The sequence below is a fragment of the Chryseobacterium sp. WX genome (genome assembly GCF_029542485.1).
GTDB classification, from domain to species: Bacteria; Bacteroidota; Bacteroidia; order Flavobacteriales; family Weeksellaceae; genus Chryseobacterium; species Chryseobacterium cucumeris.
In genome coordinates, this window is record NZ_CP120710.1 from 1,710,219 (window position 1) to 1,734,686 (window position 24,468).

The following is a 24,468-nucleotide window of genomic DNA, read 5'->3' on the forward strand; positions in this document are numbered from 1 at the left end:
TAAAATTTAAGGGTTGTTATTTCTGTTTAATTTTTATAGTGTCATCGGTACTTCCATTAAAAGGATTTCTGTACCTTCCTGAAGGGTTTTGATCGTAATTTCCTGAATATCCCAGACTCCGAATCCATCTCGTTCTTCTATAATCTCACCGCCTATTTCTGCGCTTCCCTTCAAAATAAAAGCATAGACTCCGTTTCCTTTTTTTCTGATCTGATAAAGCGTTTCTTTATTCTGATCAAAAGTTCCCAGATGAAACCATGCGTCCTGATGAATCCATACACCTTCGTCATCTGCATTGGGGGAAAGGATCTGCTGAAATTGATTGTGACTTTTGGTTTTATCTAATGTAATCTGATCATATCTCGGCGTCACATTTCTTTTTTTCGGATAAATCCAGATCTGAAGGAATTTTACAAGCTTATCGCTGTTTTTGTTGAACTCACTGTGCATAATTCCTGTTCCTGCACTCATGACCTGAATATCTCCGCTTCTGATCACCGCTGTATTTCCCATGCTGTCTTTGTGTTCAAGGTCACCTTCCAAAGGAATACTGATGATTTCCATATTGTCGTGAGGGTGGGTTCCGAAACCTCTTCCTGCTTCCACTTTATCATCATTCAGGACTCTCAATACTCCAAAGTGCATTCTTTCAGGGTTATAATAATTGGCAAAACTGAAAGTGTGCTGGCTCAACAGCCATCCGTGATCTGCCTTCCCTCTTGTATCAGCTCTGTGGATCACAGAGTTTTCTTTTATTTTTGATTCTGTATTGGGAAGATGATTGTATCCGATCGGTTCTAGTGGTTCGATCTCATCGATATCATTTTTCATAGCGCTTGCCAAAGAAGCTGATGCTACAAACATTCCTGTTCCCAATAATCCTTTCTTTAAAAAATCTTTTCTGTCCATATCAGATTGTTATTTGTTCTTGTTTGATGAGACAAATTTAGAGAGACCGGAAACCCTGCACATTTAACTAGTTTAATAAATGACTTTTCAGCAAAAAAAAATGCCGGATACTTTTGTATCTGGCAGTATGAAGTATATTGGATTGCTTTTTTTGAAATCTCTGCAATCTGCAAGTATAAAAAACTAAGATTTATTTCTCCTTTGAAGCAAGACGCTTCCTAATGGTGCTTACAAATTCTTTTGAAACCCCAAGGTAAGAAGCAATGTAGTATTGTGCTACTCTTTGCGGGATGGAAGGGTATACTTTGATGAACTCAAGATATCTGTCTGATGCGGTTTTGGAAATGGTATTCACCAGTCGGCTTTGCAGGGTTGCCAGGTTCCTCTGAACCAGCATTCTGAAAACTCTTTCAAATTTGGGAACTTCCTGCAGCAGTTTTTCTTTTGTTGACGGGTTCAACATATAGATTTCCGAGTCTTCCAGTGTTTCGATAAAAACCTTAGAAGGCTTCTGTTCATGAAATGATGCAATATCACTAATCCACCAATCTTCGATGGCAAACAGTAACGTTACTTCGGAACCATTATCATCCAAACAATACATTCTCACACATCCTTTATGAATATACCCTTCAAACTGGCAGATTTCTCCTTCTCTGAGCAAAACCGTTTTCTTTGGAAACGACTGGCAAACAAGCAGATCTGTAAAGGTTTTTTCTTCTTCAGGAGTGATTGAAATAAATCGTGTAATATTTTTGATGATATTTTCAAACATGGCGTCAGGTTTATCCCTGCAAATTAGGAAAAAGACTGTAAACTTCATTCTTTAAAAGTCCACTTCCTCCTCCGTAATGATCGATTACTTTAACGTCCTTATTCAAACCGGCACAGAATATTTTTATATCTTTCTCAAAATCTTCTTCCAATCCAGAGCTTAAAAGGACAATATCCACTGTATTATTTTTTATATACTCATAGCAGAAATTTTCATCACTTTGTATGTCTGCTGTCCAGCCTTCATTGTTTTCTATAATTCTTTTTAAAGTATCCAGAATTTCCTGGTTCTTTCCTATGACTAAAAAATGTAATGTTTTCATGTTGTTGAAGGTTTAAAGTTTAAAATTCAAGGTTCAAGGTTCAGAGTTTAATGTTTATACTGCTTATGTAAAGGGTAAAATGACGATTTGGATTTCTGCGGAATGACATAGTGTGTGAATAGATAAAGTGCTTAGTTTTTCCATTCGTAGAAATCTAAACACTTTTACTCCCAAATGCACCCAATCAATAACCCGAATCTGGAAACCTGCTCTACCCTAACAACACTCAAACCCTATGACTCTCAAGCCCGAAACCCCATCTCGTAATATCTCTATAAATGCTTATTTCCTGTAATTTTTAATTCATTCAGATCCAGTTGTGATTCTGCTTTTCGGATCTCGTCATCACTGAAGAGTTTTTCGCGTTTCATTTTAAAGAGTTCTTTTCTCTGTAAGGCAAATATATCCATCATTACTTTATGATATTCGGCCATATCGTTTTGCCTGTTGGTACACATTTCAATAGAATTGAGATGATTCTGGTGAAGTTTGATATCACTTTCCAGCGTATTTTTAAGATTTTCAAGGAGACTATTGCTGTTCAACACCTCATTGTATTCGTTATCAAGCCTCTGAACGGCAAGTTTATCCAGTCTCATCTGAATTCCGGCCTGCTGTTCGTGAGAAGGCAAAATATGATCGATCTCCCCTATTTTTGTTAATTTAATAATCAAAGGTAATGTCAATCCCTGAAACACTAATGTCACAAAAATGACGACAAATGTGATAAAAATGATCAGATTTCTCATAGGAAACTCAGCTTGTGAATTCATCATCACCGGAATAGACAAAGCTGTTGCTAGGGAAACCACTCCTCTCATTCCTGCCCAGCCTATGATTAAAGGATTTTTCCATCCCGGACTCGGATCACGGCGGGCTTTTTCACTGAACCACCTTGGAAGGTGAGCTACGGGATAGATCCATAAAAGACGTACCACAATGACAATCAAACTTATAACCAAACCATATTTGATGCCTTCCATTACTGAAATTTCACCCAATCCATTGATGATATCAGGAAGTTCAAGACCTATTAATACAAAAACCAAAGCATTCATCACAAAGATGAGCGTGTTCCAGACTCCTGTCATATTGATTCTGGTAGTTCCGGTTTTGAAAATCTCATGAGCACGGAATGACATAAACAATCCTCCGCTCACTACCGCCATCACTCCCGAAAAATGGAAATGTTCTGCAGAAAGAAATAAAATATATGGCGTCATTACGGTAAGTGCCGCATCAATAGCAGGTGTTGTAGGTAAAAAACGGTGAATGGCATAAAAAATATGTGCTCCGGCAATTCCTACGACAATTCCCATTCCTGCTACCAGAAAAAACTGTCCTGTAGCTTCATGCATTGAAAACGCTCCTGTCATTACAGCAGCTAGCGCAAACCTGAAAACAATCAGTGAGGAAGCATCATTGATAAGACTTTCTCCTTCCAGTATAGCGAGGGTACGTTTTGGTACTTTTAATCCTTTTAAAACCGTAGTGGCCGCCACAGCATCAGGCGGTGAAACAATTCCTCCCAATAAAAAACCTAAAGCCAGTGTAAATCCCGGAATCAGCATTTGTGAAGTGTAAGCAACAACCAAAGATGTAAGAAATACCAACCCAAATGCCAACAAGCTGATGGGACGTTTCCATTTCCAGAAATCATTCCATGAAGTGTACCAGGCTGCTTCGTATAAAAGAGGTGGTAAGAAAATCAGAAATATAATCTCCGGATCCAGCTTTAAAACAGGAACTCCGGGAATAAGGCTGATCCCCAACCCGGCAAGTACCAGAAAGATAGGATAGGCAATTTTGATCCGTTGTGCCAGCATCACCAGCAGCATGACGAGTAATAAAAGGCCTAATATTAAAAGTAATTGTTCGTGCATGTTTTTTGAAGTTAGATTTCAGATTCTGATCATTTATGTTTGGGCTAAAGCCAGTGGTAAATTTATTTTTTTAAAGGCGGGCTAAAGCCCGCCGTTATTGAATATATTCAAAGTTAAAAGTACTTATTTAAAGATAACCGAGTTGGCCAATTCAATTTCTTCTTCGTTAATAGAATGTCCAAAATTGGCATATACTTTTTCTGTTACCTCCGCATTCATTTCTCTTAAAATATTGGCTGTAGCATATACTCTTTCTACCGGAACATGAAAATCAGGATTGCTGGTTCCCAGGAAAACCGGAGTCCCTGCAAAATCACCTTTATAATTTTCACGGTTGATTTTATCTCCAATCACGCCACCAATAATAGCTGCCGCTCCACCGAACTTCTGAGCATTGCGGGCTAAAAATTCAAGGGTAAGACAGGCTCCCTGGGAAAATCCGAAAAAGTATATATTTTCAGGTTTTATTCCTGAATTGACAACCGCTTTTACCGTTTCTTCAACCATTTCAAGAGCTGATGATAACCACGGTTCGTTTTGTTCCACCGGAGCTATAAATGAAAAAGGATACCAGGTGTGATTCAAAGCCTGTGGGGCTAGAAGTGCATAGTCTTTTACATTCAAATGCTGGGATAAACTCAGAATATCCTGAGCACTTCCTCCGCGTCCGTGAATCATGATCAAAGCTTTTTCCGCCTGATTTAAGGGTATTCCTGCTGTTTTTATATTTAAAGTATGACTCATTATTTCTATCTGAATTTTTCTGTTGGATAATCGATTTTGGGAAGAACTTCTTTCAAACGTTCTCTTCTTTTTTCAAACTGTAGCGGCAATTGCAGATCTTCACCTAAAAATGCAGCTTCTTCATCCACATCGAACCCTGGGCCTGAAGTTGCTATTTCAAACAAAACGCCTCCCGGTTCTTTAAAATATACGGAAGTAAAATATTTTCTGTCTTTCACTTCGGTATGCTCCAATCCGTATGCGTTGAGTCTCTTTACCATTTCCAGCTGGGACTCTGCGTCGGGAGTAGCAAAAGCCACATGATGAACGGTACCTCTTCCTGCTAAACCTTTTAAGGCATTTGGGGTAGAAAGCAGATCTACATATTTTCCCGGCATGTTGTCGGTTCCCAATCTCAATCGGTCAGGGCTTTCTTTGATTACTTTATGATCCATCTGGGTCGTCAGAAGTGCTGCTGTTCTTTCATAGGCATCCTGCCAGATTTCCACATGATGAATCCCTTTGATGGCATAATCTTTTGGAATATAACCATTGTAATATCCTTTTCTTTCGTCTTTACTATTAAAAACCAATTCCAGTCCCAGTCCGTCAAAATCTTCCAGGTAAATGAAAACTTCATCAGAAAATCTTTGCTGCGGCTGTTTGAAGGGAATATTAAACTGCTCCAGACGGTTCATCCAATAATCCAGGGCGTCTATAGAAACTGAAAAAGCAGTGGTATTAAGCATTCCTTTGCCATGTCTGCCATTAATCAGATCTTTACCATAGGGAAAAGTAGTCATAATCGTTCCCGGTGTTCCGTATTCGTCACCGAAATAAAAATGATAAACATCCGAGTAATCAAAATTAACCGTTTTTTTGACTAAACGAAGTCCTAAAACTCCTGTATAAAAGTCTATATTTTCCTGTGCATTGCCCGTAATTGCCGTAACGTGATGCAATCCTGTGATAAGTTTCATTGTGATAAAATTGTTAATTGGTTATTATAATGGAGGCGAGATTTCGGGGTTCGGGATTCGAGTTGATAAGTTCGAGAATAACTTTATTCATCTTCTGTTTTTAGCTCAAGATTCTCAAACCCTCTTCCCCTCAGACTCTCAAACTCGAATCTCAAAAACCCGAATCTCGAAAACCCGCATCCCGACTCTCAAACTCCCTACAGTTCTTCCTTCAACCATACATCATTATATTCTTCCGGATGACGCTTAAACTGTGCGTGAACATAGGGACATAGCGGCAGAATCTTTAAATCGTTTTCTCTTGCGTAGGAAACCAGTCTTTCCAGTAAGATTTTGGCAAAGCCTTTTCCTTCGTATTCCGGATTTACTTCGGTATGGTAAACGGTCAGTTTTTTTCCTATAACTGATATGTCCATTTTACCTGCTTTATGATCGTCTGAGAAAAGCTGAATCTCTCCTTTTCTTCCTTCTAAAACTATTTCTGTTCTTTCCATTTTTCTTGTTTTTAATTTTTAATTCAAAATTAGCATCTTTATAAGTTCTGACCGATGACCTATGATAAGTTCGGCAATACTCCTTCTATTTTCTCACGCATTCCTTCGTATTGAACAGGAAGTTTAAGGTTGGTTCCCAACTCTTCCAAAGGCTCATCTACAGTGAATCCAGGATTATCGGTTGCTATTTCAAACAAAACACCACCCGGCTCACGGAAATACAGTGAGTAGAAATAATCTCTGTTGATTTTTGGTGTGATGCTTAGTCCTGCGGATAAGGCTTTCTCACGATATTCCATCAAAACATTATCATCTTTTACTCTGAATGCAATATGGTGATTGGTTCCAGCTGCATTTCTACCTGCCGGAATGGTATCATTTTCAATAATATCAACAATATTAGCGGTATCAATAGCATCAGTTGCTAATCTGTATCTTTCTCCCTCCTGTTTCTGCAAATCATATCCTAAAATATCGGTCAGAACTTTAATGGTAGGATCTGCTTTTTTTAAGGTTAGAGTGACATTGTGAAAACCTTTTAATGCATTTTCATCTTTGATATCATCCGTGGTCCATACTTTTCTGTTGTCTTCAACTAATGGTTCTATTAACTGTAACTGAAGTCCGTCCGGATCTTTAAAAGAAATCATCTTTTCTCCGAATATTTCGCCTTCTTCCGTGGTTACATTAAGGTTTTGTAAATGGTTTTTCCAAAAGTCAAGACTTCCTTTGGGTACAGAATACCCGATATGAGTAGCCATTCCACTTCCATTGGTTCCTTTTCCTATTCCTTCCCACGGAAAGAATGTAAGAATGGTTCCCGGAGTTCCGTTTTCATTTCCGAAATAAAAATGATACGTTCCCGGATCATCAAAGTTTACGGTTTTCTTTACCAGTCTTACGCCTAAAACTTTGGTATAAAAATCTAAATTTCTTTTGGCGTTGTCTGCAATAGCAGTAATATGATGCAGACCTAAAATTCTATTGTCCATGTCTTTTAATTTTGATGCTAAATTACAGTGAACAAAAATCCTGTGCATTTAACTAGTTTAATAAATGCAAAACTCTCTTTTGGGAAACACATTTAAATTATTTTTTAAACATCCCACAACCAACCTTTACACAATTCTCAAAAAATTCAGTTTATTTTATGTTTTCCACAACCCCAATTACCGGTCAATTTCTATAGTATTTGAATTAAAAAGCATAAAAAATCGATAAACACTTTAAAATAATCAAAAAATAAAAACACATAAAACACTGAATTAAATACAGTTAATCCATTAACAATAATTTAATATTTAAAAAGCCTACTTTTTTAGTGGACTAATAAAAATTATATTATATATTTGCAAACGTATTCAGGAAATAAGACAAAATGAAGGCAGAATTAAAATATAATTCAATTAAGAAACATAACATCAAAAATATGATGAAGGATATGTGTATGCCTATACATCAAGAATACTGTGGTTGACCTTACTTTTATTTAGATATATTTTCAAAGGCTTTACCACGTGGTAGAGCCTTTTTTCATTGAACACAACAACATTAAAAACATAAAAATGAGCAATTCTAAAAACAAATGGTTAATTCCATTGGCGTTTACAAACATCTATGTGATATGGGGAATTACGTTTTTAGCTATTTCATTTGGCTTAAAAGGATTTCCGCCATTCATTCTTTCGGGGTTAAGATTTCTGGTTGCCGGAATTCTGATGATAGGTTATCTTCTGTCTAAAGGGGAAAAAGCAAATTCTCTGATCAACTGGAAGAAAAATACCATAACCGGTATTCTTATTCTTACCGGAGGAACCGGGCTTGTTGCCTGGGGAGAACAGTATGTAACGGCTTCTGAGGCGGCCATTTCTATTGCAACAGGACCATTTTGGTTCATTGCTATCGATAAGAAAAACTGGAAATATTATTTTTCGGATAAATTTATTCCGATAGGATTAGTGATCGGTTTCGTAGGGCTGATTATGTTTTTAAAGGGCAGTGTAAATTCTAATGCCCATGCATTGGCAGATGGAAACCTGCGTATTACTGCGTTTGTGGTATTAGGACTAAGCTCCATTGCCTGGGTATTGGGTTCATTATATTCAAAGAAAAATCCGGCTTCCCAATCTACGTTTATGAATATTGCCCAACAGCTTATCGTAGCGGGATTAGCCTCTTTCATTATCGCCTTTTTCAGAAGAGAATGGACTGATTTTTCAGTTTCTGCGGTTCCATTATCGGCATGGTTTGGGGTTCTATTTTTGATCTTCTTTGGATCGATAGTCGCTTATTTGTCGTACATTTGGCTTCTGTCCGTAAAACCCGCTGCTTTGGTAAGCACCCATACCTACATCAATCCTATTGTAACCGTGATTGCTGGCTGGATTGTTGCCCACCAAAGCATCAATGGAGGTCAGCTGTATGGTTTATTCATCATATTGCTGGGAGTACTTCTAACGAATGTCACCAAGTATTTCAGACTTTCAAAACGGGCCAAGGTCAAAATCAGAAGAGTAAGGAGATTTTTAAACAGAACGGGCAGAAGATATCAGCCTATTTAAAAAGTATATAAAATCAGAATGATAGAAATCAGAAACATATCAAAAACATTTCATCAGAAAAAACAGTCTTTCAAAGCACTGGATAAGGTAAGTCTTACTATAGATAAAGGAGATATCGTAGGAATTATCGGTTTTTCAGGTGCAGGAAAAAGTACGCTGATCCGTACCGTAAATCTATTGGAAAGACCGGATGAAGGACAAATTATTATTAATGGAAAGGATTTTACAAAGCTCAGTTCCCAACAACTTGCTGAGGAGCGTAAAAAAATCGGAATGATCTTCCAGCATTTCAATCTTCTTTCTTCAAGAACTGTTTTTGATAATGTAGCGCTTCCTCTGGAACTGGATCATACCAGCAAGGACGAAATCAACAGAAAAGTAAACGAACTCCTGAAGATCGTAGGCCTTGAAGATAAAGCCAATGATTATCCAAAAAGCCTTTCAGGCGGGCAGAAACAAAGAGTGGCCATTGCCAGGGCATTAGCCAATGATCCTCACCTTCTGCTTTGTGATGAAGCAACCAGCGCACTGGATCCGGCAACAACACAGTCTATTCTGCAGCTTTTAAGAGATATCAATCAGAGACTGGGAATTACCATCCTTTTAATTACCCACGAAATGGAAGTCATCAAATCGGTCTGCAACCACGTTGCTGTGATCGACAAAGGAAAATTATTAACAAAAGGAACTTTAAGCGAGATTATTTCGGATAAAGAACACCCGATCATCCGCCAGTTCATCAATTCAGACATCATGACCCTGCCACAGGAACTCAGCAGCAGACTGCAGAAAGAACCAAAAGAAGGTTTATTTCCGCTGGTCGAAATAGAACTTAACGAAAACATCAGTGTTGAACAGATTCTTTCAACACTATACAGCCAATATAAAATCCCTTATAAATTGTTAAAGGCAGATGTAGAATATTTTGGAAATTCCAATTTCGGTAAACTACTTTTACAGCTTCAGGGTGAGACTGAAGAAAACCAGCAGGCGATCTATTATTTCAACCAAAATAAAATTCAAAATACAGTAAAAGGATATGCTTAGTGATACGGTAATTGCCCTTTTGGCAAAAGGAACCTGGGAAACGGTTTACATGACATTTTTATCCGGATTCTTTGGATTTGTACTTGGACTTCCGGTAGGAATCATGTTATTTTTAACCAGAAAAGGACAACTGCTGGAAAATACAGCCTACCATAGAGGATTATCTATTCTGGTTAATATTTTCCGTGCCATTCCCTTCATTATTTTAATTGTATGGATGATTCCTTTCACAAGAATTCTTGCAGGAACTTCTATTGGAGTAAATGCCGCTTTGGTTCCTCTAAGTGTGGGAGCTGCCCCTTTTATTGCAAGACTTGTAGAGAACAGCCTTATCGAAGTTCCACACGGCCTTATAGAGACGGCAAGAGCTTTGGGAGCTTCTCCGCTGCAGATCATCAGAAAAGTTTTGCTTCCTGAAGCACTTCCTTCATTAATCAATAATGCAACCATCACTTTGATTACCCTGGTAGGTTACTCTGCAATGGGTGGTGCTGTGGGAGCTGGCGGGCTTGGACAGGTGGGTTACCAGTACGGATATATCGGATATGATATTGTTATTATGAATACCGTTTTGATTCTGCTTGTTCTTTTGGTTTTCATCATTCAGTTTATGGGCGACAGATTGTCAAAAAGATTTGATCACAGGTAGTTTTTGGGTGAGAGAGTTTGAGAGTAGGAGTGTTTGAGATCCGGGGTGCGAGTTTCGGGATATGGGGATGAATGAGATCATTTTTTACTCTCTTGCTTCAATAGTATTTAAATAAAAAAATAGAATGAAAAAAATAAAGATTTTTGGTTTAGTGGCTGCCGGAATATTGCTGTTCAGTGCCTGTTCGGGAAGAAAGGATGATCCGAACTTTATCCGTGTCGGGATCACTTATGGCCCGGAGCAGGAAATTGCTGAAGTAGCTAAAAAAGTGGCTAAAGATAAGTACAATCTTGAAGTGGAACTGATCCCTTTCAACGATTATGTAGTTCCCAATGAAGCTTTGACTAACGGAGATATTGATGCCAATGCCTTTCAGCATATTCCTTATTTAACAGAACAGTCAAAGCAGAGAGGATATAACCTTGTGCCTGTAGGAAATACATTTGTGTATCCTATTGTTGCCTACTCCAAAAAAATTAAGAATATCAGTCAGTTACAGGAAGGCAACACGATTGTTATTCCCAATGATCCTACCAATGGAGGACGTTCTTTACTACTTCTGCAAAAAAGCGGTTTGCTGAAATTGAAAGATGGTGTGGGACTTCTTCCCAAAGTAACAGATATTACGGAAAATCCGAAACAACTGAAGATCATGGAGATCGAAGGTGCTCAGATTCCAAGAGTTTTGGATGACAGAGATGTTGTTGTAGGGGTAATTAATAATAATTTCGCAGCTCAGGCAGGGTTGGATCAGGAAAAACAAGGTATTCTTGTGGAAGATAAAGACTCACCTTATGTGAATGTAGTCGTTGCGAGACCAGATAATAAAAACAGCCAGAAAGTAAAAAACTTTGTAAAGGCCTATCAGTCTCCCGAAGTGGAAAAGAAAGCCAAAGAAATTTTCAAAGGAGGTGCGGTAAAAGGATGGGATTGATGAGTGAGAGGGTTTGAGGATATTAGAGTTGTGAGAGTGGATTCGGGTTTTTCTTTTTCACCTGATAACTTCTCTTCAGTTTTTTCGCATTTACACCTGCAATATTTAATAATAAGCTGTCTGCAAATGGGTGGGCAGTTTTTTTATTTGTGAATTTTTTATTTTCTCAATTTGAGATAATAAAATTTTTGTCTATTTTTGTTTTTAATCAAATAGAAAGGCATTATGTTAAAGAAAACCGTCATTATAAGTTTACTCACCTTTATTTCTGCTTCTTATATGGCTCAGACCAATACTACCATCCCTGTTTATTTAGATGAATCCAAACCTGTAGAACAGCGTATTCAGGATGCATTATCAAGAATGACACTGGAAGAAAAAGTGGCTATGCTTCATGCACAGTCGAAATTCAGTTCACCGGGTGTACCAAGATTGGGAATTCCTGAATTCTGGACAACAGATGGCCCGCACGGGGTTCGTCCTGAAGTAATGTGGGACGAATGGGATCAGGCCGGATGGACCAACGATTCTATTATCGCCTACCCTGCCCTGACTGCTTTATCCGCAACATGGAACAAAAAAATGTCATGGAACTATGGGAAAGCATTGGGTGAAGAAGCCCGCTACAGAAAAAAAGATATTCTTCTGGGACCTGGAGTTAATATTTACAGAACTCCACTGAACGGAAGAAATTTTGAATACATGGGTGAAGATCCTTATCTGACGTCCAAAATGGTAGTTCCTTATATTAAAGGTGTGCAGTCTAATGGCGTAGCAACTTCTGTAAAACATTTTGCCCTAAACAATCAGGAAATGTTCCGTCATACAAGCAATGTGAATGTGGATGACAGAGCATTGTATGAAATTTACCTTCCTGCCTTTAAAGCAGCGGTAACAGAAGGTGATTCGTGGACGATCATGGGAGCTTACGACATGTATAAAGGCCAGTATGCCAGCCAGAATCAATATCTTTTAAACGATATTTTAAAGAAAGAATGGAATTATAAAGGCGTAGTGGTATCCGACTGGGGTGCTGTAAACAATACAGAACAAGCTATCCACAATGGTCTTGATCTTGAATTCGGTTCATGGACCAACGGACTTTCTGCAGGAACTAAAAATGCCTATGACAATTATTATCTGGCAAAGCCTTACCTTGATTTGATTAAAGCAGGAAAAGTAGGAACTAAAGAATTGGATGACAAAGTAACCAGATTACTTCGTCTTGCTTATAAAACAACAATGAACCGTAACAAGCCTTTCGGAAATATTGCTTCCGAAGAGCATAAAGCGGTTGCCAAAGAAATCGGAGAAGAAGGAATTGTTCTATTAAAAAATCAGGGAAATGTTCTTCCGATTGATGTTAATAAGGCTAAAAAAATAGCGGTTATCGGAGAGAATGCCATCAAAATAATGACTGTTGGCGGTGGTTCTTCATCTTTAAAAGTGAAATATGAAACACTTCCTTTAGACGGAATCAAATCCAGATTCGGAAAACAGGCAGATGTACAGTATGCAAGAGGGTATGTGGGCGATATCGGAGGAGAATATAACGGAGTAAAATCCGGACAGGATTTAAAAGACACCCGTTCTGAAGCTGAATTACTGAATGAAGCCGTAGAACTAGCTAAAAAATCAGATTATGTCATTTTTGTAGGGGGGCTGAACAAAGCAGATTTCCAGGACAGTGAAGGAAACGACAGAAAAAGTTACGGACTCCCATATAATCAGGATCACGTGATTTCTGCTCTTGCGAAAGCGAATAAAAACCTTGCCGTTGTTTTAGTTTCAGGAAATGCTGTGGCAATGCCTTGGATTAAAGACGTTCCGACGGTTGTGCAAGCCTGGTATCTTGGATCCGAAGCCGGAAATTCTATTGCAGCCATTTTAGCAGGAGATGCCAACCCATCAGGAAAGCTGCCGTTTACCTTCCCTGTAAAACTTGAAGACAATTCCGCCCATCAGCTGGGAGAATATCCGGGACAGAAAGATGAGCTGGCTGCAGGAAAAGGAAAAGACCAGAAAAATCCCATCAATATTACTTACAATGAAGGCATTTTTGTAGGATATCGTTGGCATGACATGAAGAATATAAAACCTCTTTTCAGTTTCGGACATGGATTGAGCTATACGACTTTTGAATTCGGAAAGGCAAAAGCAGACCAGACTACTATTTCACAGGACGGTAAAATTACATTTACAGTAACCGTTAAAAACACAGGTAAAAAAGCAGGAGCTGAAGTGGCCCAGCTTTATATCAGTGATTTAAAATCTTCTGTTCCACGCCCTGCAAAAGAGCTGAAAGGTTTTGAAAAAATATATCTGAATCCGGGAGAACAGAAAGAAGTGAGTTTCACTATTGATAAAACGGCTTTAAGTTATTTTGATGCTCAAAAACACGATTGGGTAGCTGAACCGGGAGACTTTGAAGCACAGATTGGAAATTCTTCCGATGCTATTAAAACCAAGGTAAAGTTTACCCTTAAATAAAACTGAGATTTAAGAGTATAAACTCTATTTATAATTATTTGATAGAATGCAAACAGATCCCGGATTGGGGTCTGTTTTTTTAATTTTTCTCCCAAAGATCAAAGAGATTTCACAGATTTTTATAGACAATCAAGGACGTGCCTCACTACTTCTAGCTTCTAACTAAAAATAAAAAGCAGATTCCAATTGGAAACCTGCTTTCATTTTTATCTAACAATTCCTGAATTATTTTCCACCGCCACCGTTTTTCTCTACGTCAGTTTTTGTATTTTCTTTTACTTTCTGGTTTCCAAAACGTTTTACAAAAGTAAGGGAAAAACCGTACCAGTCCCATTTTGAGTACTCTCTGAACGTTCCGTCCGGGCTATAAGTTGTGTTATCACCATAAGGTCTTTTAAAGATATTCATCAGCTGCATGCTTAGTTCCATCTGCGTTTTCGGGAATATTTTGGTCACTGAAATATTATGGAAAACATTGGTATTATTCGCATAAGAGTTTCCGTTATTCTGGTTGGCCAGTTCTACCCATGCACTCAGATTAATATTTTTATTGAAAAGATTCGTATAAGATACGTTGGCAGAAGCTCCCCAATAACTGATATAGTCTTTACCCCTTAGATCATTCTTTTGGTTGAAATCCTTATTATTAATGTAATACCATCCGAATCCGGCATTCACATTCAGTTTATTTTTCAGGAAATTCTGATTGGTATTGGCAAAAAGGTAATATTTTTCAACCTTTCCGTCGAAGTTTCCTGGCAATGAAACTGTTCTTCCGTTTTCCGTAACATAAGTTGTCCAATAATCCTGATTGGTGTGCATATATCTTGCAGAGATAAAATACTTTTTCAGGATTCCCAATTTCAGATAAAGCCGGTCATTCGGATTGGGATTCAGATAAAGATTTCCTCTGGAATAGGTTCCGTTAATTTCAGGAACGAGGAAAGGATTAAATTCAGAATACCAAGGTCTCCATATGCTTCGGTTATAGGTAAGACTTAAGTCAAATTTCTCTGAAAAATTATATTTCAGCAATAAATTGGGAAGAAAGGTTCCGTATGAATCTTTTCTCTCTGTGCCTGCAACATCCTGTCTTACTTTATAATCAATGTATTCATAACGTACTCCGATTCTTGTTTCCAGTTTTTTGAAGAATGTCTTACTATAGTTAACATATAAAGAGCTCAGATTATCCTCATAATGAAAGGTATCATTTCTCGCAAGATTGTAAAATTCTGAATTACTATCATTCATACTGAATCCATACAGACTATTAGGAATAACATGGTTGTTAATTTCCGTTTTCCCTCCTACTTCCATCGTTCCGCCGGATTTCCCTAAAGGCTGTGTATAATCTACTTTCAGATAATAATTACGCATCTGATTTGAACTGATAACTCCCAGCTGCTGATTTGAGCTGCCGGTTTGATTATGAATTTGTTTATCAATTAAATTGTCATTGTCATTGCTGGAGTAATTGGTTCCTAAATTAATATCTAAAATTCTGTTCTTTTCTTTATCATAATATTTATAGAAAGCATTGGTTCCCAGGTTACGGTTGAATCCCCATGTATTCTGAGTCTGAAGAAAAGAATCTCCAGGCTCTCCGTTATTGAAGATCATTCCATTAGATTCAGACAGAGACAAATTTCTGCTCTGTGAATACTCTGCTACAAATCCGATATTATTTTTATCATTCAGTTCAAATTCTGAAGTGGAAGAAATAGACGGACTTTCGTTTCTCATCACATTCTCCAAATTAAACTGAGTCAGTTTATTTGTTGCATAACGGTTATCCCATGTTTGAGTCTTTTGTACATAATTTCCGCTATTGTAGCCTCCTATAAAGGTTTGGGTAAACCTTTTCTTATGATAGTTCAGGTTGAAGTTCGTGTATTGTGAGTTCTTCGTACTTTGTCTGTTGTTGAGGGAGATGCTTCCTTTTATCCCTTCGTCATCTCTTTTTTTAAGGACAATATTGATCACGGATCCTGAAGTTTCATAACGGGAAGACGGGCTGGTAATCACCTCAATTTTCATCAGGTTATCAGCTGGAATTGTTTTAAGATATTCCTTCAATTCTTTCCCTGTAAAAACCGATTTCCTGTCATTGATGTATACCGTTACCATTTGCCCTTCGGCTTTTACCTCATCATTGTTATCAATACTTACCAAAGGCGTCATTCTAAGAACATCCCATGTTGTATTTCCTGCCAGAATTGCACTATTGGCTACATTGAATACAGTTCTGTCTATTTTCGATTCTACTGTTGGTTTTCTGGCTACCAGAGTAACAGCTTCGATTTCTTTTGCATTTCCCTTTACAGTATCGTTGGCTGCCGGAGCTGGAGCTTGCTGAGCTATTGCTAATGAGCCTGTTAATAGTGCTATTGGAAATAATAGTATTTTCATGTGAAATTATAGTTTTATCTATAAGACCACTAACTCCATAATTTCGTTACATCAAAAAAGAAAAAAATTAAAATAAATACTTAATTACCAACAAGATACCAATACTGAATTTAAACATAAATTCAAAAACACTACACATTATTCAATAAAAACAAGTAATATAAATCACATTTATAATAAATATTCTTAAAAAAGTATTTTAAACATAATTTCAATTTATCTTAAAAATGTTTTAAAATCTACCATAATTACAGGAATATTTTACTACCAATGTGTAAAATCAGTTTTTATTTAAAAGAAACCCCATAAAAAAAGCCAGGATCTCACCCTGGCCGTTAGCAATAGCAAATTTACAAGGAATAATATTAAAAAATATATGCTTAGTTTACATTTTCAAAATAATGGATAACGCCTACTTCCGGCAAACGAAGCGGGTCTTGATTAAAATCTGACTCTTTATTTTTACTGCTTTCCAGAAAAGAATTACTGAAAAGCGCATAAGAAGGCTGTTCTGCCACTCCGTTTTTTAAAAGCTGATGGGCTTCCACAATTGTTTTTCCATATAATTTTCTGAAGTTTCCAATATTGTACTGTGAAAAGGAACCGTAATGAACAATAAACTTGAGAGCCAGATCAATTTTCGTACTCAAACTCTTACTCAACTCCTCTATCTTCCTGTTGAACGCACTTCTCATCTTCCACAACATGGTTGAAATACTCTGGTAGGATGGATTTTCATCATAACGGTAAAATAAAATGGCATCTCCCTCAATCTCGGAAATTTCAAAATACTGATCGTTCACATCAATCAGTGTAGACAATAATTGTCTCACAATATACTCGCCAGTGTACAATTTTGTATTGAACACAAATTCGGTAAATCCGCTGAAATCCGGAATGAGAATAATCCCCTCTTGTATACTTGTCTTCATAATGATAATGGATTAAAAACCAGCTTTAGCATTACAGACGAAGCAGACTCAATTTTACTTTATCATTTTTAAGACAAAAAAAGAATTCTGTGGAAATTTTACTTCTATTTTTTAAACAACAATCATCAGATCCTTATCATATCCATTATATTTTTCGTCAATATAGCCATGAGGATTGCAGATAATTTCTGTTTCTCCGATTTTATATCTTACGGGAGTATGAATGTGCCCGTGAATCCAGTATAAGGGTTGGTACTCTTTAATTACATCTTCCAAATCAGAAGCATAAGCCGCTGTTAACGGATCTTCTTTATAATGTTCAGGAACAGATTGTATACTGGGTGCATGATGGGTAACGACAATATTTTTAAATTCTTTTGAGTCTTCAAGACTTTCTTTTAGCCATTGTTTTGAAAGCTGATGAATTTTAAAGGTATCCAAAGTTCTCATTTTCGAATAAGAAGGATCTCTTTTGATCATCTTATAATCATTCATTTTGGGCTGACAAAGCATTCCGTACTGAACAGGATTTCCAAAGATGGAAAAATCAGTCCACAGCGTTGCCCCGTGAAAACGAATTCCCTCAATATCAACATGTGAATTTTCAAGCACATGAACATTGGAGTTCGACGCCGCCTCTTTGATCTTATGAAGTGTTTTAGGGTAAGAGCCTTTATAGTATTCATGATTGCCCAAAACATAGATCACAGGTTTATTGGGTATTGCTTCTTTAATCCATTCAAATCCTTTGGTCCCCAGATTGATATCACCTGCCAGCACCACGACATCTGCGTGATCAAAACATAATTCCGTACTTCCAAATTCCCGATGAAGATCGCTGATGACCTGTATTTTCATGATATATAGTAAACAGCAAAGGTAATAAAGGGAAACAGAATAGCAAAAATCAAAAAAAAAGAACCGGCACCTAAGCACCGATTCCTTCCTCATATAGTTTGTATATTTTTAAGGCCGCCTGTTATGAAACGGCTACTTCTGCCTGCTTCACTTTTACGCTTTTCAATATAAAATAAAATAACATTCCGAGAGCCAGTAAAGCGTAACTGATCAAAATAATCAGATTTAAGCTTCCCACTGATAATTCTGACGGAAAGATCTGACTCATTAATGTCATGAATGACAATCCGATACCTGCTCCCAGAAAGTAACTTGTAGAGCTCAGACTTGATGCCAATCCGTAATGTGCAGGTTCCACATCCTGGATTCCCATCACTGAAAGTGCGGTAAAACAAAACGTCATTCCAACTCCGGAGATACATGCAGCTCCCAATAAAACTACGGTTAGCGGATGTCCTGCATAAACAGAAATCAGCAGCAATAATCCTCCAGCCAGCATAAATGACCATCCTAAAACACCCATTTGAGAGGAACTCAGACGTTTTGATATGTGCGGCAGAATAAATTTGGCCGTTAACGCAGACAGAATACTGAAGGGAACAAGCATTAATCCTGCAGAAGCAGCGCTGTAGCCCATATCTTTCTGAAGCATCAGTGAAATCAGGAATAAAAACCCGATAAAAAACGCTCCCAGGGTAAAAAATACCGCATTGGAAACTACTAAAGATCTATGTTTAAACAGTTTTAAATCTACCAAAGGCTCTGCAACGGATTTTAAACGGTAGTACACCATAACAAGCAGTACTAATGCTAAAACCAAAGAACCAGTTATCAGGAAAGGCTGTTCTTTAATATGAATCAATTCATGCGTTCCGTAAGTAAGACTTAAAAGCCCAAGGACCATCAATATTCCTGAAACCATATCTGTTTTCTGAGCGGTTTCATTTTTCTCATCTGCCGGCAGATAATAGTACGACAACACCAATGTAATTAAAAGAATAGGAACATTGATCAGGAAAACCCAATGCCAGCTCAGGTAAGTACTGATAATTCCTCCTACTGAAAGACCGCTTCCTGAACCAATGGCAGCAAATGAACTGAAAATTCCGATAGCACGGTTTCTCTCCTGTTCCCCTCTGAAGGTATTGGTCACAATCGATAATGCTGACGGCATTACTAACGCTGCTCCCAATCCCTGCAAAGCACGGAATATAGCAAGCACTTCAAAGTTTTGAGATAATCCTGCTCCTAGTGAAGTGAGCATAAAGATCAATGCTCCAAGGAGAAACATTTTCTTTCTTCCAATCTGATCGGAAAGCTTTCCTCCAATAATCAGAAATCCTCCAAAGAACAGTACATAAAGCGTCTGCAGCCACTGAACCGTCTCTGCTCCAATCTGAAACTGCTGCTGAATAGAAGGAATGGTTAAATTAATAATGGCAATATCCAACGCCTCTACAAATGTTCCTACCGATGCTAAAATTAATATTAAGTTCTTCCTTGTACCCATGTTTCAAATTTCCTGCAAAATTAAAATTAACAGAACGTATTTGAAAATTTAACCTTAAATTTGGAACAATATTGAATATTTCAAATATTTAAAAGAACAAAACACCTGATCTACCAGGAAAAACCTATAAAAACAGAACAAAATGGCAACTGAAAACTATATTCCTGATGAAAAAGACTTATCTATCCTCCGTCTTCTTCAGAAAGATGCGAAGATGAGTATCCGTGATATTTCGGCCAGGATCAATTTGAGTCCTACACCTACGCATGAGCGTATCAAACGTATGGAAAAACAGGGAATCATTAAAGAGTATACTGCTGTGGTTGACCGTAAAAAGGTTAATAAAGGGATGATGGTGATCTGTATGATCGCTTTAAATGTTCACAACAAGAAAACTGCGGGAAAATTCATTGAGGAAGTGGGCAGATTGAAGGAAGTGGTAGAATTTTACAATATCAGCGGGGATTTTGACTTTATGCTGAAGATCCTTGCTCCCAATATGGATGAATTTCATGAGTTTTTCGTGAACAAATTATCAGAAATTGAAGGAATCGGCCAGACGAAGAGCATTTTTGTCATGAACAGCATTAAGGAAAGTGTGCAGATTATTTAAGCTAAAAAGCAGCCGCGTATTGTACATGGCTGCTTTTTTCTTTTCAACGGAATATTCCGGATTAGCTTGTTGTTTATTTCCAGTAATTCCAGACTGAGCCGTCAAATACCGCCAGTGTTTTACTGGTTGTATCATAGCACATCATTCCCGGATATGGATTTTTTACATTAAGATGCGGCGTGGCTATCTGAGGAAGAATCATCGCTTTATTCTGAGATTCCAGCACCAATACGCCATCAGCAGAACTTGTAGCTTCACCCATAATCACTCCCTTCCCTGTTTCAGCAGAATTATTGGCAGCAATTGCACTTGAACTTCCGGTATCTGACAAGGATTTCCACGCATCATTTTCGTAGACCTTCACTTTATTATCTGTTACATCAAAGATGAATGTTCCGTTCACCAGAGATCCTGCAGGAAATCCTGAGGTAGCGGGAAGAATTAAACCTTTTGTATTTCCTGATGTATTATCAAAATCTAATATCGTACTGTTTCCATCTACAGTCTGTTTACCAATCGCTACTTGCGCAAAAACTGAATTGAAAACGATTAAAGCAACTGCTATACTTATATTTCTTATATTTTTCATACTATTTATCGGTTAGATTAATCATTACAGCTTCTTTCTACACATTTCCATTCCGTACCGTTATAAAGCTTTACACATTTATCCTGAATATCATACAGAAGCATTCCTTCTTTCGGTTCTGCGATGGCATCTCCGGGCTGTGGCGTCTGGCTTACATGCTGAACTCTGGTAATCACAAAACCTTTATTTTTTGATTCCATAGCCAGAAATCCATTAGGAATATTTTCAGGCCACGAATCGCTTTTCTGCTGTACGGTAATTCCGAATTTTGTATATCCGTCAGTGGTTCCTGAAATGCCGGGTTTTGTACAAAATCCATCGATCTCATCAATAATCAGGGGTGCATTTCCACAACTTGTTTTAGCTTCAGACAATCCTTCAGGCCAAAGAGAGGGACACATTGCTTTTGTTGCATTTGGTCCACAGAAACTGGAATTCCCCATTCCTAGTCCTATTACGGATCCCATGACAATAGCTACGATCTGGCTGTCATCACTGATGATGGAAGCTCCTCCTCCGCCACTTACGTCTGCTTTTGCAATACAGTACGCTCTCCCGGTAGGAATACCTACATATTCAACAGAAGGATAGGTGGTAGACTGTTGGGTAAATGTTCCGCAAATCTCTACCACACTGCTTGTTCCCATTTCAATAACTGAAGTTGTTCCAGGATAAAAACCACCAAATGACGGATCTTCCTGAATCACTGATCCTACAAGGGATAGAAAGGATTTCGCTCCTAATGTAATTTTTGAATTCTTCTGAGATCCGAAAGTTCCTACTTTCACTGTTCCTGTCGATTTAACACTTGCACCATCACCAATTTCCAATACTCCATCGACCTGGATACTATTGGATTGCAATTGTCCGGATTGAATGATAAGGGTTGCTCCGTTCGGGATGCTGATATTGGTAGTCACACTGAGGGTTCCGTTAAGACAATAGGTATTTCCGCTTGTGAGCGCCTGTCCGGTGTAAGGAATACACTGGGCATAAGCCGTTGTACTGAAGACGAACATTAATAAAAAAGATAATTTTTTATTAATATTTAAAAAAAATAGGTTATTCATACACATTTATAATACTTTAACAAATTATTATTGTTTAAATAAAAAATATTTAAATTTTCAACATCATCGACCCCACTAACAACAATTAACACACCAAACAACTGTTTAATTTTTTCGTTTTTATATGATATTTAAACACTATATATGACTGCCAAGGCTATCAAAAAACACTTATAATTGTTACACCACAACAAATTACACTCTTCACATCGCACCTATATTCAACAGAATTATTTTCTGGATTTTATTTTTCAAATGGTATTTTCTTTCCATGTTTAATAGAAATAATTAGGCATTTATTGATATAGCAAATACATCTTTCATACAAACACATCCTCAAAACATAGCCTTTTTTTAACCTTAGCTGTTTTTAACTGAATACAACAATAGATAATCTGAATAACAGACGTCCATTCAAATTCACATTAAAAACCGTAAATTTGCAGCATGAATAACGATACGATATGTGCACTGGCTACGGCCAATGGAATAGGTGCTTTAGGCATCATCCGTGTTTCAGGAAATGAAGCTTTATCTGTGGTTCAGAAAAGTTTTCCGGCCAAAAATCTGGAAAAACAGAAATCCCATACCATTCATTACGGTTATTTTATGGATGAGGAGGAAGCTATTGACGAGGTGATGCTTTCTATTTTCCTGGCTCCGAAAAGTTTCACCACTGAGAATTCTGTGGAGATTGCTTTTCACGGCTCTCCGCATATCGGAAAACGTATTCTTGAAACCCTGATCAAAAACGGGGCGAGAATGGCCAAAGCAGGGGAATTTACCCTTCGTGCTTTTATCAATGGCAGAATTGATCTTTCCCAGGCAGAAGCGATTGCTGATGTCATCGCCTCTGAAAATGAAGCTTCGAGAAAAGTAGCCATCAACCAGCTGAAAGGAGGAATCACCAATGAAATCTCTGTATTGAGGACTGACCTTTTAAATTTCGTTTCCTTAATTGAACTGGAACTTGATTTTGCAGAAGAAGATGTGGAATTTGCAGACAGAAGTGCCCTAAGCGGATTACTGGATAAAATTGAAGTCAAATTAAATTCGTTGATTGAAAGTTTCCAATACGGAAATGCCATTAAAAACGGAACTGCGGTTGCCATCATTGGAAAACCGAACGCTGGAAAGTCTACGCTGCTGAACTCCCTTTTGAAGGAAGAAAGAGCGATTGTGAGTAATATTGCGGGAACAACGAGAGATACGATTGAAGAAGTTCTTCATATTAAAGGTCACGCTTTCCGGTTAATTGACACTGCCGGACTTCGTGAAACGGTAGATGAAATTGAAGCAATCGGGGTGAAAAAAGCTAAAGAAAAGGTAGAAAACGCCAATATTCTGGTGTATCTGGCAGATGCTGCTACCGAGGATTTTTCTGAAGATATTGAAATGATCCAATCTCTGTTAAGAGAAGATCTGAAGCTGATTATCTGCGCGACAAAAATTGATGAAGTCACTCCTACCAAATATGAAACAGTAGAAGATATTTTCAGAAGTGCTATTTCTCACGAATTTGATTTTATCAAAATCTCAGCAGTTGAAAATCAGAACATCCAGGATCTGAAAAATGAACTTTCCTCTTACGTGGAACATTTAAAAACTGAAGAAAATAACGTTGTCATCACTAACCAACGACACTTTGAAGCCTTGAGAAAGTCGATGGATGCCGTTCATAAAGTGAAAGAAGCTATTTCTTTCCAGATCTCTACAGAATTACTGGCATATGAACTTAGAAATGCCCTGGAACATCTTGGCGAAATTTCCGGAGAAGTGACCAATGATGAGGTGCTGGGGAATATTTTTTCTAAGTTTTGTATTGGGAAATAAATTCAATCATATTTTAAGAATTTTGAGTTTAAAATAAAAAACAGCCTTTTTTTAGGCTGTTTTTTTATTTATTGAATTTCCTGTTCGTGGTCTCTGAGCTTTGGAGCTTTATTACTGTCTCAAAGTCTGGAGACTTTGCTGAGCGGTGTATATCTCAAATCTCAACATAATAGATGAAATGGGATCCAAATAGAGAGATAGAGTGGCATATTTATTTGAATTAAATAATATAGTCAATATTATGACTTGCAACCTATTTGTATTTAAAACTTTAAAGGATTAATTTCTATAAAAAAGACAGACTAATTAAAGCCTGTCTTTTTATATTGATTTTAAAAATCATACCCAATCCTAAAACTTAAATTAGGAACTACCTGAAGTGAATAGTCAGATTTTAAAATTTTACCCACTCCTAATCCTAATTGAAGTTCATAATTGAAATTTTTTGCAAAATTTCTTCTTAATCCCCATGTAGGAATCAATGAAATCATTGGATTTACTTCTATTCCATCAACATTTGAAATAACAAACCAATCAGGAACGAATCCAAGTTTTGCAGAAAGATAGTTTGCGGAATTATACTTAGTATTCTTGCTTTTATTATGCCTTTGATTAATATTGTAGTACCATTTGGGAGTTACGGACAAAGCAGGTGCTAATGCAAAACCTGTTTTAGAGTACAAATCTCCTCCCCAAATCCCCGCATTCAAATCGATCTCACTTCTAAGTGTAAATTGTTCAGAAAGATTGACTTCATTATAGACATTTGCACCAAAAAGTCCAGCTTGAACTCCAAAGAATGATTTTTTTATTGATGATTTTTCTTGCGAATACATTAGGGTTACAGTAAATACTAATAAAATTAGAAATATTTTTTTCATCAT

General features: G+C 37.4%; 22 protein-coding genes. 7 read left to right on the top strand and 15 right to left on the bottom strand.

Going from position 1 to position 24,468, the window contains the following annotated elements; translation table 11 throughout:
- Window positions 1-33: 33 nt before the first annotated feature.
- The 8 genes from PZ898_RS07690 to PZ898_RS07725 all read right to left on the bottom strand — a co-directional run bounded on the left by PZ898_RS07690 (window position 34) and on the right by PZ898_RS07725 (window position 7,078).
- Window positions 34-909: a pirin family protein gene (locus PZ898_RS07690; protein ID WP_062672092.1), complete on the bottom strand. Its 876-nt coding sequence runs from the start codon at window positions 907-909 to the stop codon at window positions 34-36.
- Window positions 910-1,099: 190 nt separating this feature from the next.
- Entirely contained in the window at window positions 1,100-1,684 is a 585-nt protein-coding gene (locus PZ898_RS07695; protein ID WP_062672096.1) for a Crp/Fnr family transcriptional regulator, read from the bottom strand.
- 10 nt (window positions 1,685-1,694) lie between these two features.
- On the bottom strand, window positions 1,695-2,006 hold the full coding sequence (locus PZ898_RS07700) for a hypothetical protein (RefSeq protein WP_062672098.1): 312 nt from the start codon (window positions 2,004-2,006) through the stop codon (window positions 1,695-1,697).
- A 272-nt stretch (window positions 2,007-2,278) separates the two neighbouring features.
- Window positions 2,279-3,889, bottom strand: a complete 1,611-nt coding sequence (locus tag PZ898_RS07705; protein WP_062672100.1) for a Na+/H+ antiporter — start codon at window positions 3,887-3,889, stop codon at window positions 2,279-2,281.
- A gap of 123 nt (window positions 3,890-4,012) precedes the next feature.
- Window positions 4,013-4,633 (bottom strand): dienelactone hydrolase family protein, encoded by a 621-nt coding sequence (locus PZ898_RS07710; RefSeq protein ID WP_062672101.1) that lies wholly within the window; start codon window positions 4,631-4,633, stop codon window positions 4,013-4,015.
- A 5-nt stretch (window positions 4,634-4,638) separates the two neighbouring features.
- Complete coding sequence (locus PZ898_RS07715) at window positions 4,639-5,592, bottom strand: ring-cleaving dioxygenase (protein ID WP_062672102.1); 954 nt, start codon at window positions 5,590-5,592, stop codon at window positions 4,639-4,641.
- 197 nt (window positions 5,593-5,789) lie between these two features.
- Window positions 5,790-6,086 carry a GNAT family N-acetyltransferase gene (locus PZ898_RS07720; RefSeq protein WP_047433770.1) on the bottom strand — a complete coding sequence of 99 codons (297 nt, stop codon included), beginning with the start codon at window positions 6,084-6,086 and terminating at the stop codon, window positions 5,790-5,792.
- 59 nt (window positions 6,087-6,145) lie between these two features.
- Window positions 6,146-7,078 carry a ring-cleaving dioxygenase gene (locus PZ898_RS07725; protein WP_120232232.1) on the bottom strand — a complete coding sequence of 311 codons (933 nt, stop codon included), beginning with the start codon at window positions 7,076-7,078 and terminating at the stop codon, window positions 6,146-6,148.
- Between the two features lie 573 nt (window positions 7,079-7,651).
- Between PZ898_RS07725 and PZ898_RS07730 the strand changes: the two genes are divergently transcribed.
- From PZ898_RS07730 to PZ898_RS07750, 5 genes are all read left to right on the top strand, one after another.
- Window positions 7,652-8,647, top strand: a complete 996-nt coding sequence (locus tag PZ898_RS07730; protein ID WP_277695220.1) for an EamA family transporter — start codon at window positions 7,652-7,654, stop codon at window positions 8,645-8,647.
- Window positions 8,648-8,665: 18 nt separating this feature from the next.
- Window positions 8,666-9,694 carry an ATP-binding cassette domain-containing protein gene (locus PZ898_RS07735; RefSeq protein ID WP_120231801.1) on the top strand — a complete coding sequence of 343 codons (1,029 nt, stop codon included), beginning with the start codon at window positions 8,666-8,668 and terminating at the stop codon, window positions 9,692-9,694.
- A complete protein-coding gene (metI, locus tag PZ898_RS07740; RefSeq protein ID WP_120231802.1) occupies window positions 9,687-10,343 on the top strand; it encodes a methionine ABC transporter permease MetI in 657 nt (218 codons plus the stop codon). The genes PZ898_RS07735 and metI overlap by 8 nt, the downstream gene beginning before the upstream one ends.
- Window positions 10,344-10,467: 124 nt before the next feature.
- Window positions 10,468-11,277, top strand: coding sequence for a methionine ABC transporter substrate-binding lipoprotein MetQ (metQ, locus tag PZ898_RS07745; protein WP_062672109.1), 810 nt, complete (start codon window positions 10,468-10,470; stop codon window positions 11,275-11,277).
- 225 nt (window positions 11,278-11,502) lie between these two features.
- Window positions 11,503-13,767 carry a glycoside hydrolase family 3 C-terminal domain-containing protein gene (locus tag PZ898_RS07750; protein ID WP_123279674.1) on the top strand — a complete coding sequence of 755 codons (2,265 nt, stop codon included), beginning with the start codon at window positions 11,503-11,505 and terminating at the stop codon, window positions 13,765-13,767.
- A gap of 225 nt (window positions 13,768-13,992) precedes the next feature.
- Here PZ898_RS07750 and PZ898_RS07755 read toward each other — a convergent pair whose 3' ends face one another.
- The 4 genes from PZ898_RS07755 to PZ898_RS07770 form a co-directional block, all read right to left on the bottom strand.
- Window positions 13,993-16,179: a TonB-dependent receptor gene (locus tag PZ898_RS07755; protein WP_277695221.1), complete on the bottom strand. Its 2,187-nt coding sequence runs from the start codon at window positions 16,177-16,179 to the stop codon at window positions 13,993-13,995.
- A 380-nt stretch (window positions 16,180-16,559) separates the two neighbouring features.
- Window positions 16,560-17,111 (bottom strand): DUF2652 domain-containing protein, encoded by a 552-nt coding sequence (locus PZ898_RS07760; protein WP_062672115.1) that lies wholly within the window; start codon window positions 17,109-17,111, stop codon window positions 16,560-16,562.
- Window positions 17,112-17,222: 111 nt separating this feature from the next.
- Complete coding sequence (locus PZ898_RS07765; protein WP_062672117.1) at window positions 17,223-17,969, bottom strand: metallophosphoesterase; 747 nt, start codon at window positions 17,967-17,969, stop codon at window positions 17,223-17,225.
- Between the two features lie 121 nt (window positions 17,970-18,090).
- Complete coding sequence (locus PZ898_RS07770) at window positions 18,091-19,479, bottom strand: MFS transporter (protein ID WP_123279676.1); 1,389 nt, start codon at window positions 19,477-19,479, stop codon at window positions 18,091-18,093.
- Window positions 19,480-19,621: 142 nt separating this feature from the next.
- Between PZ898_RS07770 and PZ898_RS07775 the strand changes: the two genes are divergently transcribed.
- Window positions 19,622-20,092, top strand: a complete 471-nt coding sequence (locus PZ898_RS07775) for an Lrp/AsnC family transcriptional regulator (RefSeq protein WP_062672121.1) — start codon at window positions 19,622-19,624, stop codon at window positions 20,090-20,092.
- Window positions 20,093-20,165: 73 nt separating this feature from the next.
- Here PZ898_RS07775 and PZ898_RS07780 read toward each other — a convergent pair whose 3' ends face one another.
- Entirely contained in the window at window positions 20,166-20,681 is a 516-nt protein-coding gene (locus PZ898_RS07780; RefSeq protein ID WP_120231809.1) for a hypothetical protein, read from the bottom strand.
- A gap of 17 nt (window positions 20,682-20,698) precedes the next feature.
- Window positions 20,699-21,700, bottom strand: coding sequence for a hypothetical protein (locus tag PZ898_RS07785; protein WP_277695222.1), 1,002 nt, complete (start codon window positions 21,698-21,700; stop codon window positions 20,699-20,701).
- A gap of 498 nt (window positions 21,701-22,198) precedes the next feature.
- On the opposite strand from PZ898_RS07785, the gene mnmE reads away from it, so the two are divergent.
- On the top strand, window positions 22,199-23,584 hold the full coding sequence (gene mnmE / locus PZ898_RS07790; RefSeq protein WP_120231810.1) for a tRNA uridine-5-carboxymethylaminomethyl(34) synthesis GTPase MnmE: 1,386 nt from the start codon (window positions 22,199-22,201) through the stop codon (window positions 23,582-23,584).
- Window positions 23,585-23,916: 332 nt separating this feature from the next.
- On the opposite strand, the gene PZ898_RS07795 is transcribed toward mnmE, so the two are convergent.
- Window positions 23,917-24,468, bottom strand: coding sequence for a hypothetical protein (locus tag PZ898_RS07795; protein ID WP_228432479.1), 552 nt, complete (start codon window positions 24,466-24,468; stop codon window positions 23,917-23,919).